The following is a 13,856-nucleotide window of genomic DNA, read 5'->3' as shown; positions in this document are numbered from 1 at the left end:
AAATACAGATCAACATTTTGAGCCGAGTTATTTTAAGTGCGATTGCTGCAGCGTGCTTTAATAATATGCTCATTTTCCTCTCTATAGATGTTTTCAAAGCTTGGGAGCAGGCATGGTTCCGTAATTCACTTCCGTATGTCATTACTCCAATTTTTATATTAACTTTCATCATAACCTTTCTGTTATTAACACGTCGAATGGTAAAAGATATCATTCAGCTTGAGCAGGGGCTTCAATTTATATCTGAAGGTAATCTGGACTACAGAGTGCCTGTAGTTCGGCGAGATGAACTGGGGCGAGTTGCTTCCAACATTAATCACATGACTGAACAGTTGCAGCTGCAGATGATCAAGGAGCGCGAGCTGGAGAAATCCAAGATGGATATGATCACGGGCATCTCACATGACCTGCGTACACCACTTACTAGTATAATTGGCTATATTGAACTTCTTAGATCAGATTCCTTTCAAGACAAAGCAGAGTATGACAGGTTCATTCAGAATACCTATAACAAAGCAACGCATTTAAAGATGTTGCTCGATGATTTATTTGAATACACGCGTCTAACCTCAGTAGACACCCAATTGGAACTGAGAAAAATTGATCTAAATCAACTTTTGTACCAGTTGTTGTTTGAATTTGAACCTTTAGCTCAGGAGAATGGTGTTCATATTGAGAAAGAGATTGGCGGTACACCCATTATGGCCATTGTGGATAGCGATAAGATTGCTCGCGCCATCGATAATCTTCTTATGAATGCCCTTAAATATTCCTTTAAGCCTGGTACGATTCACATTCGAATGAACATATGTCATGAACACATTACTATTGAAGTTGAAAATAAAGGAGCGCCGCTCACATTAGAACAAAAAGACAAACTGTTCGATCGCTTCTATAAGGTGGATTATTCAAGGAGTAGTGAAGGCATTCAATCGGGGTCTGGTCTAGGTCTTTCGATTGCGAGAAATATTGCGGAGTTACATCAAGGCACGTTAACACTTCAACATGTTCATAACGTATTTACGTTTCAGTTAAGCTTGCCTTCCAACGTCCAGTGATAATCACCTTATCTCCTGCCTTCATCTTTCAAAAATCGTTTGGAACATCTTAATGAACACACGATGGAGGATAAATCATTGAAAAAATTTGACAGTCTCCTTTTTCTGCAAGCATTTCTCAAGAATCCAAAACGAGTAGGAAGTATCCTACCCAGTTCAAAATTTCTGGCAAGCAAAATCATCCAGTCTGTACGATGGACTGAAGTTAAAACCATTGCCGAGCTTGGTTCAGGTACAGGTGCTATCACTCATCTCATGAAAGCAAAATTACCAAGCTCAGCAATCGTGTTTTTGTTTGAAAGAGACAAAGGAATGAGGAATAATCTGAAAAAGAAATATCCTGATTTCATGTTCCATTCCAATGCATCCTATTTATTGAAAAAGATGCATCAAGAGCATATTCATCAGCTAGATTGTATTATTTGCGGATTACCGTTTTTTAATTTTTCAAGGGAAATGAGATTGAACATCCTTTCTCAAATCACTGCGGCACTAAAACCTGGGGGTTTGTTAGTGTTATATCAACACACACTTCTTATGAAGAAAAAGTTGGCTGATCAATTGGTTATTGAGAATATTAAGTTTGTGCCCTTCAACTTCCCTCCTGTCTATGTGTACACTTGTCGCAAAAAAGAAGACGAAAATTAAAGAAAGTGAAACCACTCATTACTAACTTGGGTTTGACGGAACCCATCTTTTTTTTGGATTTGGCTGATCACAGGAGGGACAAACTGTTAAAAATGTTGCTGCTGCCCCATGATGCAAATCCAGCATCTGCATCACGGGGCATATTAATAAGGAAGGAACCACTCATACTTTAGAAAGCGCCTGTTCTACATCCAATATTATATCTTCGGTATCTTCTAATCCTATAGACATTCGAACCAGACTGTCCGTTATATTGCACTTTAACTTTTCTTCTAGTGGAACACTGGCATGGGTCATCGTTGCAGGATGCTGAACGAGCGTTTCGGGATCACCCAAACTAAACGAAATCATTGCCATTTCCAGGGCGTTGATAAACCTTCTTGCCTCCTCATATCCTCCTTTTACCTCAAACGATACAATGCCACCCATATCTTTCATTTGTTTCTTGGCGAGCAAGTGTTGTGGATGAGTAGTGAGTCCTGGGTAATACACTCTTTCAATGCATGGATGCTGCTCCAGAAATTCAGCAAGTTTCAGGGAGCTTTGACAATGCTGCCTCATACGTACACCCAACGTTTTTAATCCTCGATCAATCAGGAATGAATCCCACGCATTTTGTACCTGTCCCAGATCACCAACCATTTTTTTATTCATCATATTAATGGATTCAGCATCTCCGACGATAAACCCAGCAATGACATCCCCATGACCATTTAAATATTTGGTTGCACTATGAACAACAATGTCGGCACCCAGGTCTAATGGACATTGCAAAATTGGCGTCATAAACGTGTTATCGACAATCACTTTTATACCGTATGAATGGGCAAGCTCGGATAACATTCGAATATCCAGAATGGTAAGGCAAGGATTGGATGGCGTCTCGATATATAACACTTTTGTGTTCCGCCTGATCGATCTTTCAACTGCAGAAATATCTGTACAATCAACAAAATCTGTCGTGATGCCATAACGAGGTGCTATATTCGTAAGGAACTTATAACTGCCTCCATAAACATCCTTCGTACATATTACATGATCATCCTTTTGAAGAAAAATCAATAAAGCGCTCGATATAGCTGCCATGCCACTGCTTACGCCAAGTGACGCTTCTCCATGTTCCAAACTTGCGATTTTGCTTTGCAAAATCTGGGTTGTTGGATTCCCATATCTGCCATAGAAATTCCCATTCATTTTTCCGGAAACCGTGTCAACAGCACTATCCAAATCTGGGAATGAATATCCTACAGCCGGAATGATCTTGCTGGCAATGGGACCAATCTTTTTAGGGGCTTTATGAACTCCGTGTATACAAGTAGTAGCACTGTTCTCCACATTCAAATCCTTAAACTCCTTTACCTTAGTTAGAATGATAAGTGAAAAGAATGAAGCTTTTAATGGAACTGTAAGTCAAAGTATTTACGATACAACGAATTTTCGGTGTAGAGTTGATCATGTTTTCCTGTCGCATTAACTTTACCTTGATCGAGTACGATAATATTATCCGCATTGGCGATCGTTCTGATATTGTGAGCTACAACTACCGTTGTTCTTCCTTGCATTAGATTATTCAAAGCCTTCTGAACCTCATGTTCATTTTGCGGATCAAGACTGCAGGTGGCTTCATCCAGTAGCAAGTAATCAGGATTGGTAATAATCGTTCTCGCTATAGCAATACGCTGTTTCTGTCCACCAGACAATTTGGAGCCCAAATCTCCGATTTTCGTGTGAAATCCTGCTGGTAACTTCTTAATGTACTCATAGATATTCGCCTGTTCAGCTGCGCGAATCACTTCTTCTTCTTTCACTTCACGATCAAGTCCGTACACAATGTTGTCCCAAATGGACCCCGAAAGAAGCGGGCTGTTCTGTGGAACATAGCCAATTGCACTTCTCCACTCATCCAGATGAATATCCTTCAAGGGTATATTGCCAAACGAAATTTTCCCGAATTTTGGTTCATAGAAACGTTCCAGTATATTCAGGATAGTCGATTTACCCGAACCACTGGGTCCGACAATGGCCGTTACTTTTCCCTTAGGAATGACAAAACTCAAGTCGGATAACACATTCTCTCTGCCATAACTGAACGACACTTTATTGAAGACAATATCATCGTCCGGCAGCGCAAACGATATTTTCCCTTCAACGTTCTCACTGTCAGACTCCATAATCTCACTAATCTTATTTGTAGCTCCTTGTGCTCTTTTGATCTCTTGGTAGCATAATATATATTGTGAGACCATTCCTGGGATAATTTGCGAGTACATTAACAAAGTAATCAGCTGCCCTATGTCCAGTTCGTTCTGATTAATAAGAACACCACCATAAATAAGTATGATGGCCATACAAACGCCTTGTGTTGAGAATATAAAGGGTTGCACAATCAAGTTAACTTTGGCCATATACAGTTCTGACTTATACTGGTCTTCTGCTGTTGCAAAGCCTTTCTGTATCTCATGTTTTTCAGAACTTGCAGATTTGATCAGGCGCAAGTTGGCTAATCGCTCCGTGACAAAATTGGTGAATTCCGAATATCTGGATTGTATTTTGTTTTGAGCACGAAACATAAACCTTCCAGGCAGTATGGTTACAAGTAACACCCACGGAATAAGAGCAAACATGGCAATAAAAATTTTCGTATTCATGTCATAGACCGTGATTAAAGTTAAAATCAAAGTATATGTCACATAAAAGAGAGCAAAGAACTGACTAAGTGCCTGACTAACACTTATAGCATCACTTGTTACACGACTTGTTAGTGAAGAAGGATTTAGACTATTTATGAAATTCATCGGCATTCTGATTAATTTTGTCCAAATAGACTTCTCAAGGTTACGATCCGTGTTCAAGTTAACCCAGCTGGTATATATGTTCACAGCTGCTTTTAGCAAAGTAGTGACAACTGTTAAAACAATAAATTGAGTAACCAGCTGCTTATCAAATATTTGACCCTGCATGACTTGTCCGGCTAATTGTGGCAGTTTTACAATGGCCGTCGACATAATAATTCCAGCCACCACTTGCACAACATACCATTTCCAAGGCAATTTGGATTTTAATAATAATTTGATGAATTTTCCCCACCCCTGCTCCCTTACAACAGAGTTATTCATGTAGTCACCCCCTCTGTGTTTCTATATGCCTTGTTGAATATCGATCATCCGCTTATACAATGCGTTACTTTCCAATAAGCTCTCATGATTACCAGTACCACTCACTTGCTCATCAGATAATATAATGATCTGATCCGCTGCTTCAATAGTTGCTAACTGATGCGCAATAATTATCGTAGTTCTGCCGACGCACAGTTTCTTCAAAGCTTGATTGACCAAGTATCCTGCTTCAGCATCAAGGTTTGATGTCGCTTCATCAAGTAATACGTATTCGGGATCTTTTAATATAACGCGAGCAATTGCAATTCTCTGTCTCTGCCCACCGGACAATTTTGACCCAACCTCACCCACTTCAGTGTCTAATCCATTGTCGAAGGCCGTAATGAAATCCCAAGCAGAAGCAGCTCGAGCAGCACAAATGATCTCATCTTCTTTTATTTCCCGATCTATGCCATACGTGATATTGTCCCGGATTGTACCCGAGAATAATTTGGTTTCCTGAGAAACGCAGCCAATCGACTTCCTCCACTCCTGAAGGTTATAGTCGTCAATAGAGTGATCACCCATCTTTATCTCGCCCGTATCGGGCTTATAAAAACGCTCAACCAGATTGAAAATGGTAGATTTTCCGGCTCCACTTGGCCCAATAATAGCTGTAACCTTCCCATGAGGAATTATAAAGCTCACATTGGTCAGTATGTTATTTTCGGCATATTTAAAAGTTACATTCTCAAACAACAGATCACCATTTATTTCTTTGGCTTGTGAGACAGCATCGTATGGCTCAGTGGGTTCCATAGAGATTTCTGTAATTCGCCTTGCTGCTCCCTGGCAAGTTTTTAGATTGGTCCAGGCACTCATGACAACAGTTACAGTACTGGTTAGTCCTTGTGCATACAGATAAAATGCAATCCATATGGGTAATGTGATGATATCTTTAGAGACGAGATAGATGCCTAACACAATGACAATGATGGTTTGTAGAACACTGATCAGTTCATTCATCAATAGTAGTGTTTTAGTGATGACCTCATACATGAGTCGCGTAATATACAGCTTGTCAATTAACTCTTTTCCCCGCTTGTCTTCTCTGTTCTCCTTTGTGAATGTTTTAATAAGCGGAATATTTAATAGAAGTTCTGACAAAAACTCGGTTAATTGAGCCAGACTGGCTTGAACTCTGTTTGTCCATTTAAAACTAAGCCGACCATTAATAATCCCCAGCACTATGATGAGTGGGATTATTAATGCTTCGACGAAGGCCAAACGCCAGTCATAGCTAAACAGAATGACAAAAGTTCCAATTAAGAGATATATTGAAGAAATGGCATTTCCCAAATCTCTTGCAAAAAGATCGCTTAGTTTTGTGGTATCATCTGTTGTACGGCTGATCATTTCTCTTGGCTTATTGGCGTCATAATAAGGAACAGGCAGATGGATTAGATGTTCCCAAATCAATTTTCTAAATTTCAAAGAAATCTTGGCACTTGTTATACTCGCAACAAACTGCACCAAGCTCACCGTTAAGCCTATGCCAAATAATAAAGCAATCGTAATCCACATGGTTCCTTGGCTGATATCACCTGCTAAGATCTTCTGAACATACTGAGGGTAGAGCAGTGCGATACTGCCTTGAGAGAGTGTTGCAACTAAACACAGAGCAATCCACCAATATGGAAGCCTTACAGTAGCAATGAGCTTAAAAAATGGCTTCCATACCTTTACTTTCCGATCTTCATCCGTATTCATTAACATCCGCGCATTGGGTTGAACACTTGCTTGATTTCTCATCATAATCCCCCCTAGTACAACCACAAAACCGTTGTTGATTATTGTCCCGCTATAGCTAAGCTTCTCACCTTCACGGATGGTGCTGTAACACTGCCTCGAATCACCAGATCGTTCCCAATCTCATCCACATTGTTCAAAGCATCGAAAATATTTCCGGATACCGTGATTTGATTCACTGGCTTGATAAGTATGCCGTCCTCTATCAGGAAGCCTGAAGCATATAATGAGAAGTCACCTGATACACTGTTTATGCCTGAGTGTGTACCTTGAAGTTCAATGATGAAGATACCTTTTTCTGTGTCTTTGATGATTTCATCTACACCTCTCTCACCCGGTTTGAGATATACATTATGAGGACCAACTGCCACAGTGGAGCGATAACTGTACTTTGAAGCATTGCCGGTAGAGCTGACTCCTGCTTTTTTAGCCGATTTACGATTATGCATGAAACTTAACACTTTTCCAGCCTCAACCAAAGATGTTGTTTGGGTTGGGTAACCCTCTGCATCAAAGGCCGCTGCACCAGGTGCTCCAATCATAAGGGGATCCTCAATGATATTAATGTTTGAGCCGAGGACTTTTTTATTTAACTGATCCCGCAGTTTGGACAGTCCTTTTTCTACATTTTCACCTGAGAGGCTGGATACCAAAGACCCTAACAGATTCGTCGCCGTGTCATAACGGAATATCACAGGGTAACTTCCGGATGGCAAGGATTCCGCACCTAATTTTGATACAGCTTCAGCTGCTGCAGTATCTGCAATATGATGAACATCAATTTCGGAGAAGTCTGTCAGCGTAAAATCGTAGTAAAAGCCTGTTGAGGTCTGCTCCCCCTCGCTCGCCATTACATATACCGCTGCACTTGCCGTAGAACCTTGTGAATAACAATTCAGCCCTTTTGTATTCATAATGGCTACCTCATATAAATTTTTAGAAGCGGTACAATCGAGCACTTGTTTAATTCGAGAGTCCGCTTGTAATACCGTTCTCTCCATTGCGAATGCTGACTCGATTAGCTTCTCTACAGGCAATAGAGCTATATCCTCAGAATAATTATTAATGGCTTCATAGCGCTCACTGCTCTCAAATAGTTCCTCTTCATCATCGATTTCAATGACTTCCGCGTTCTCCAAGGCTTCTTTGAGCAGAAAATCAATAGATTCAACGCTTATTTTTTCGCTATATGAATAACCCATCTTCTCCTTATAGATTCCCCTGAAGGAAAGACCCGCTGATTCCGTGATGTTATAGTCTTTCACCGTGCCGTTCTGTACACTTAAGGAAGTGGATTTGCTCGATGAAAAGAATATTTCCATATCACTGAATCCATATTGCTTTCCTTGTTCAAATAATCCTTTTTGAAATTCATATATATTCATTGTCCAATCTCCTCCTATCTTCCACCTACAGTTAGTTCTGAAACTCTAATCGTTGGTTGGCCTACAGTTACGGGGATCGTCCCACTTCTTGCCCCACACATGCCAACGCCATAATCTAGATTACTACCTACCATATCAATATTCTTCAGCGTGCTCATCCCGTCTCCGATCAGCGTTGCACCCTTGATTGGCTCAGCGAGTTTCCCGTTTTTCACCATGTACCCTTCACTTACATTAAAATTGTACTCGCCGGTTGCTGTGTTTACAGACCCGCCTCCCATATACTTGGCGAATATTCCGTATTCAGTGTTGGAAATAATCTCTTCAGGTGTCGAATTGCCGGAGGCAATGAAGGTATTCGTCATTCTCGATGTCGGACTATAACGGTAAGATTCACGTCTTGCTGATCCGGTAGGGGCCATGTTCATTTTGCGACTGCCGATTTTATCAATAAGATAACCTTTAAGTATGCCATTCTCGATGAGGAGATTCCTTTGACTCGGCATACCTTCATCATCAATATTTTCAGATCCCCAAGCATTGGCTATCGTTCCGTCATCATAGGCACTAACGAGAGGTGAAGCAACATACTCTCCCAGCTTTCCTGAGAATACGGAAGCATTATCTGCGACACATGTCGCCTCAAGTCCGTGTCCACAAGCTTCGTGGAACAATACCCCACCAAAAGCATTGTCAATGATGACCGGAAATTTTCCGGACGGAGCATATTCGGCGTTTAAAATGGTTTTTGCACTTCTGGCAGCTTCTCTCGCACAGGACTCAATATCGAGATTTCGAATATGCTCTAGTCCACCTACATAACCCGGATTCACATATCCGGTCTCCATACTTGTTCCAGCAGTTGCAATCGCCATGAAGTTAAGTATGTTCCGAGTTCTGCGATCTTCCACATGGATGCCTTCCGTATTGGCAATCAATACATTTTGAATCGTCTCGCTATAGGACATTTGGGTCTGGCCAATGACTGGATCATAATCCTTAGCCGCGAAATGTGCCCTTCTCAGCCAGTCAATTTTTTCTTTTTTGCCAATGCTGTAGGTTGGTATTTCTATATGGTGAGCATCAAAGGTTTCATTTTTTATCAAGTTCAAAGTAATATCCTGTTTCTTTCCTTGAATCCCTTTAGCAGCCGAACGGGCTACCTTGATTAGATTCTCTTCTGCAAAATCATTCGTATAGGCATAGACACAGAAATCTCCTTTTAATATTCGGATTCCAATTCCAAAATCACGCCCTGAGACAGCTTTCTCCAGTACCCCACCTAACATACTCAAACTGGCATTTGTCTTATCCTCAACGAAAATTTCAGCGAAATCACCGCCTGTTTCAAGAGCGGCATTTAACATTTTTTCAATCTCAATTTTTGATATCATCATATTTGCTCCTGTCATGTTTTTAATAATAATACATATGTGATAGTGATTGTGTCATGTCACGGTAGATTGATTAACACAACAAAATATGTTCTTAATTTAATAGTTTAAGCGAATTAATACAATAGGATTTGTCGATTCCGGTAGTTACCTTGTTCATTTGGTAATTCCTCAACAACAATTAGAATATATACTTGCCTTTACTGCGAGAACTGGGATTCATAAAAGAAAAAAGCCGCTTTTTAAACACTTTTCAATGCATCTATGTATTTTTTCTTTAGAAACTTTCAACCTACAGATGATAGTATAGTGGCTTATGAACTAATCATTAGACTGCAATCATTACTATTGAGAGCATTCTTTTACCCACTTTTTCTTGTCAATTCAGGCAATCGGAACAAGTTCTTCTCCTTGGCTCGGGACAAGAACTTGTTCCGATAAAATTATGACCACCCGTCCATAGCCTATAATTTCTACTCCTTTGTACTTACACAAACGTTTGAAGATTTCGATTAAATTTCTTCTCACTTGATTATAAATTTCTTTCCCTCTATGCTTCGGAGTGAACACAATGTTGTATTTACACATCCACTTTGTGTAAGCTAAGCTGGTTGAGCCTGAACACCTCGATTGTATTGGAATGGTCATGGTGGTCAAACCCTTAATCCCTCCACCTGCATAGCGAGTGTTTTTGTTTCGAGCGTTTCACACACTCAACTCGCTAAAGCCATAAATAAAAAAGCCGCTAAAATAGCGACTTCACTGGGGCCGTGTTCTTGTTTAGTTGTGTACTGAGCTCAGAATATCTAAAACTTCTTGAAGAAGTGTATGGTCTATCGGTATATCAGGAATACAGATCCCAAAGATGAAGCTCCAAAACTTAAAATAGGTATCATCCAATCCCGTAATTGGATTTACCGAACTTTGAGTAACCTCGAGATTTTACTTTTGATCATTACTTTTTCACCACAGAAATTTCATAGATCTTAATTCACTCTTCAATCACCTTTGTTTACTAGCGAGGCTGGCAGGTCTGAACTGAAAGCATATAAATTGCGCTTTTCATTATCTCTATAACTTGTAAAACTCCTCTGCATTAGCACCAAATAACTGGTTGAATTCGTTCGCGCCCCAACACTGCGGTAGGGAATTTACTAAAATATCCATAACTTCTGAATATTCTGCTGCAAGTAGACATACCGGCCAGTCACTTCCAAAAATCACACGTTTAGGTCCGAATAACTCAACCACAGTTTGGATATATGGAACAAAATCTTCTTTGACCCACTTGTTATGATTTGCTTCGGTAACCATTCCAGACAGTTTGCAATAAATACCAGGAAACTTGGAGATTTCACTCATATACTGCTTCCAAGGCTCTAATTTACCATCTTTGATCTGTGGTTTGGCAATATGATCAATAACACCACGCAAACCAGAAACTTGTTGAAGTAATTTCAATACAGTTTCCAATTGATTCGAAACCAGTAATAAATCGACTGGTATATCTTCTGCTGCATAACTACTAAGCGCATCCAAAAAAACTGGATTAAGAACATCTGTTGTATTGTACATATCTTGAATCATTACTCGAATACCTTTGAACTTTGGGTTAAGTCGAAAACGCTCAAAGTGTTTTCTATGATCTGGATCAAACAAATTCACCCAGCCAATCACCCCGAGTACTGAAGGAGAATGTTCAGCAATCTTAAGGATGAACTCTGTCTCTTCAATAGTCGGAGCAGCTTGTACAATGATACTTCCATCCAGATTATGTTTTGATAATAAAGGTTCAAAATCCGGTGGTAAGAAATTACGATAAAGTACTGACAAATCGGGCGTAATCCATTCATAGTCACCACGGTCAATTTTCCAGTAATGATGATGAGCGTCAATTCGCATTATGCCACACACCCCGTTCATTTTCCTAAATAAATATTCTTTTCTAGGATCATTGTATATCAATCAAATTGGATAAATAATTACTTAAACTTGCTTATTTATAACAAATTTTGATATCTTTCAAATGCATTTATATTATATTTCATAGGGGATGATGTTCTTGAAACCGATTAGAAAGCCCTTTTTTGGAGACCCTCTCTTTCCGTTTGAACTTACTTATAAGTTGACGAAGCATCAAAGCAATGAGCTGCCTGATCACCTACATGACCGATATGAGCTTGTTTATATCCATCAAGGAAAAGGCACTTTTTTTATTGATAATAATTGGTATGAAAAAAAACAGGGTGATCTCTTTATCATCCCCGGAAATACCATTCATCACTCGATGCCACACATTGAAGATCCAATTGTTTCTTCTGCTCTTTTCTTTGCACCGAATCTACTCTCAATGGATCCCATCGACGATTCATACAAAAGTCTTCTTTGTTTTGATTACGCGATAAAGAAAAGAAATTATCGGATTGAGTTGCCAGAATATTTGATTGCACTTACAGAAAATGCCTTGAAACAAATTCAGCACGAACTAATCGAAAAAAAAATCGGTTACCAAGAAGCAATCAAGCTCATATGTTGTCAGTTTTTTTTGCAAATCAATCGTTACATTCAATCCATCCGTGGGCGAAGTGCTGTACTTGAATTAAAAGTTGGTCCATATTGGATGAAGGATATAGTGCATGACATCGACAAGCATCCAGGGCGTGTAGCATCGCTATCCCAGCTAGCCGCTAAAGCGAATGTAACAGCACCACATTTTTCAAGAGTCTTTCGACGAATGACAACGATGAATTTTACTCAATATGTCAATGTCAAAAGAATAATTCTTGCCAAAGGGTTACTTATTGGTTCTGATAAGAAAATCACTGAAATTGCAGAGCTCTGCGGTTATGACAGTCCTACCCACTTTTATCGTATGTTTAAGTCCTTAACAGGAGTTACGCCGAACAAATACAGACAGCATAGTTCGAAACTTTAGTAAGCGTTTGATTAATAAAACAGTCAGGTCCCTAGACGAGGTTAAATATTTACACAAGGCGGAAACCTGTTTTTACATTTACCATTAACCGTATGATAGTTATCATCTATGTAAGCGCTTAATCAAAATTATTCCGGAAGATTCATCAGTTATGAAGAAAGGTAGTCGGCAGTTGCAACAATATAGCCAATTTGAGGGGAGAATATATGATGAGAAAAAAGAAAGCAGCGTCCACCTTGGCAGCCCTCATGCTGTTTACTGGAATTGTTACTGGTTGTGCAAGTAAAGGCACGGATGAAGTAAGTAGCGAAAACTTAGGAACTACCGACAAGAATAATGTTACCATTAGTCTTTCGGCTGCGGCCGACTGGTTGAAACCTGTAGACAAAGAGATTATTGAGGATTTCACCAAAGAGACCGGAATTAAAGTTGATGTACAAATTATCCCTACAGATCAGTATGCCAGTGTACTAAAGGCAAAGTTGGCCTCTGGCGAAGGCCCTGATCTATCCATTATCTGGGCTCAAGCCAATGCAGCTCAATTCCAACCTCAGGATAATTTTGTGGATTTGAGTGGTGAGGAATGGGTAGGACGGATGACCGATGCTGCAAAGAAAAATTCTACCTATAATGAACAAGTTATCGGCTGGGGACCAGAAGGTGAAAATGCCGGTTGGGGCCTAATGTACAACAAGAAAATCTTTGAACAATACAATTTGCAAGTTCCAAAAACTTACGCCGAGTTCACCGCTCTTTGCGACAAGTTACTCCAAAATGGTATCACTCCAGTGTATGAGCCACTCAAAGATAGCTGGCATTCTGGCGTTTGGTTCGCATTAATGGGCCCAGCAGGTGAAAATGCTTCTTCTGGCCTCTTTCAAAATCTTAACGATAACAAAGCAACCTTTGAAGGTGTGACTACGTTTGATATATTTCTAAATCAATACAAAGAAGCCTACAATAAGGGGTACTTTGGCAAAGACGCACTTTCCAATACCTATGACAAGCATATGGTTGCGATGGAAAGTGGCAAATATGCCATGACAATGGTACCCGCCAACGAAGATGTGCAATCCAAAGCCAAAGGTGAAACGTACGATTTTTCGAAGTACGGTATGATGCCTGCACCATTCGTAGATAATCAGGCACTGGCTGTATATGATGGAAGCCTTATTCGTGTAGTTAACAAGAACAGTAAAAATATAGACGCAGCCAAGGAATACTTAAACTATATCTCTAGAGTTGATGTTCTCAAAAAATTCTATGATTTTACGGGCTTAAATCCATCCTTCACCGATCTGCCTCAGAAGCAGGGTGAAATTGAAAAATCGTTACGTGCAAACTCAAACGGATCGGTAAACACCATTATGGAAACCGGTATTAAGTTTTGGGATAACACCGTTGTCGGTAACTATGTTATAGAATTATTGCTTGATTCAAAAACCAGCACGGATGTTCTAAAAGCCATAGACAACGATCGATTGAAGTTATTTTCGGCGGCAGAGTAAGAGTTTCTAAATAGATCAGTCGCA

Annotated in this window: 10 protein-coding genes and 1 pseudogene; 4 read left to right on the top strand and 7 right to left on the bottom strand. The window is 39.9% G+C overall.

From position 1 onward, the window contains the following. The first annotated feature begins 17 nt into the window (after nucleotides 1-17). Complete coding sequence (locus MH144_RS03575) at nucleotides 18-1,058, top strand: sensor histidine kinase (RefSeq protein ID WP_239297695.1); 1,041 nt, start codon at nucleotides 18-20, stop codon at nucleotides 1,056-1,058. Nucleotides 1,059-1,136: 78 nt separating this feature from the next. Next, on the top strand, nucleotides 1,137-1,706 hold the full coding sequence (locus MH144_RS03570) for a class I SAM-dependent methyltransferase (RefSeq protein ID WP_239297694.1): 570 nt from the start codon (nucleotides 1,137-1,139) through the stop codon (nucleotides 1,704-1,706). Nucleotides 1,707-1,868: 162 nt separating this feature from the next. Here the strand turns inward: MH144_RS03570 and MH144_RS03565 are convergent, their stop codons facing one another. The 7 genes and pseudogenes from MH144_RS03565 to MH144_RS03535 all read right to left on the bottom strand — a co-directional run bounded on the left by MH144_RS03565 (nucleotide 1,869) and on the right by MH144_RS03535 (nucleotide 11,291). Further along, nucleotides 1,869-3,041, bottom strand: coding sequence for a trans-sulfuration enzyme family protein (locus MH144_RS03565; RefSeq protein ID WP_239299246.1), 1,173 nt, complete (start codon nucleotides 3,039-3,041; stop codon nucleotides 1,869-1,871). Between the two features lie 59 nt (nucleotides 3,042-3,100). Beyond that, entirely contained in the window at nucleotides 3,101-4,822 is a 1,722-nt protein-coding gene (locus MH144_RS03560) for an ABC transporter ATP-binding protein (protein WP_239297693.1), read from the bottom strand. A gap of 21 nt (nucleotides 4,823-4,843) precedes the next feature. Beyond that, nucleotides 4,844-6,613 (bottom strand): ABC transporter ATP-binding protein, encoded by a 1,770-nt coding sequence (locus MH144_RS03555; protein WP_239297692.1) that lies wholly within the window; start codon nucleotides 6,611-6,613, stop codon nucleotides 4,844-4,846. Nucleotides 6,614-6,651: 38 nt separating this feature from the next. After that, nucleotides 6,652-7,995: a TldD/PmbA family protein gene (locus MH144_RS03550; RefSeq protein WP_239297691.1), complete on the bottom strand. Its 1,344-nt coding sequence runs from the start codon at nucleotides 7,993-7,995 to the stop codon at nucleotides 6,652-6,654. A 14-nt stretch (nucleotides 7,996-8,009) separates the two neighbouring features. After that, a complete protein-coding gene (locus tag MH144_RS03545) occupies nucleotides 8,010-9,389 on the bottom strand; it encodes a TldD/PmbA family protein (RefSeq protein WP_239297690.1) in 1,380 nt (459 codons plus the stop codon). 465 nt (nucleotides 9,390-9,854) lie between these two features. Beyond that, nucleotides 9,855-10,037: pseudogene (locus MH144_RS03540) on the bottom strand (transposase); the annotation flags it as partial. A 423-nt stretch (nucleotides 10,038-10,460) separates the two neighbouring features. After that, on the bottom strand, nucleotides 10,461-11,291 hold the full coding sequence (locus tag MH144_RS03535) for an amidohydrolase family protein (RefSeq protein ID WP_239297689.1): 831 nt from the start codon (nucleotides 11,289-11,291) through the stop codon (nucleotides 10,461-10,463). 154 nt (nucleotides 11,292-11,445) lie between these two features. Between MH144_RS03535 and MH144_RS03530 the strand changes: the two genes are divergently transcribed. Beyond that, on the top strand, nucleotides 11,446-12,324 hold the full coding sequence (locus MH144_RS03530; protein ID WP_239299245.1) for an AraC family transcriptional regulator: 879 nt from the start codon (nucleotides 11,446-11,448) through the stop codon (nucleotides 12,322-12,324). A 209-nt stretch (nucleotides 12,325-12,533) separates the two neighbouring features. Further along, nucleotides 12,534-13,832, top strand: a complete 1,299-nt coding sequence (locus MH144_RS03525; protein ID WP_239297688.1) for an ABC transporter substrate-binding protein — start codon at nucleotides 12,534-12,536, stop codon at nucleotides 13,830-13,832. The last annotated feature ends 24 nt before the right edge of the window (nucleotides 13,833-13,856 follow it).

Origin of the sequence: Paenibacillus sp. ACRRY (assembly GCF_022346995.1) — a bacterium.
GTDB lineage: Bacteria > Bacillota > Bacilli > Paenibacillales > Paenibacillaceae > Paenibacillus.
This window is presented reverse-complemented; position numbering and strand designations above follow the sequence as displayed.

Coding starts and splice junctions, on each gene's coding strand:
- MH144_RS03530 (WP_239299245.1), top strand. CDS start 11,446: ATGTTCTTGAAACCGATTAGAAAGCCCTTTTTTGGAGACCCTCTCTTT.
- MH144_RS03535 (WP_239297689.1), bottom strand. CDS start 11,291: ATGCGAATTGACGCTCATCATCATTACTGGAAAATTGACCGTGGTGAC.
- MH144_RS03545 (WP_239297690.1), bottom strand. CDS start 9,389: ATGATATCAAAAATTGAGATTGAAAAAATGTTAAATGCCGCTCTTGAA.
- MH144_RS03555 (WP_239297692.1), bottom strand. CDS start 6,613: ATGAGAAATCAAGCAAGTGTTCAACCCAATGCGCGGATGTTAATGAAT.
- MH144_RS03550 (WP_239297691.1), bottom strand. CDS start 7,995: ATGAATATATATGAATTTCAAAAAGGATTATTTGAACAAGGAAAGCAA.
- MH144_RS03525 (WP_239297688.1), top strand. CDS start 12,534: ATGAGAAAAAAGAAAGCAGCGTCCACCTTGGCAGCCCTCATGCTGTTT.
- MH144_RS03560 (WP_239297693.1), bottom strand. CDS start 4,822: ATGAATAACTCTGTTGTAAGGGAGCAGGGGTGGGGAAAATTCATCAAA.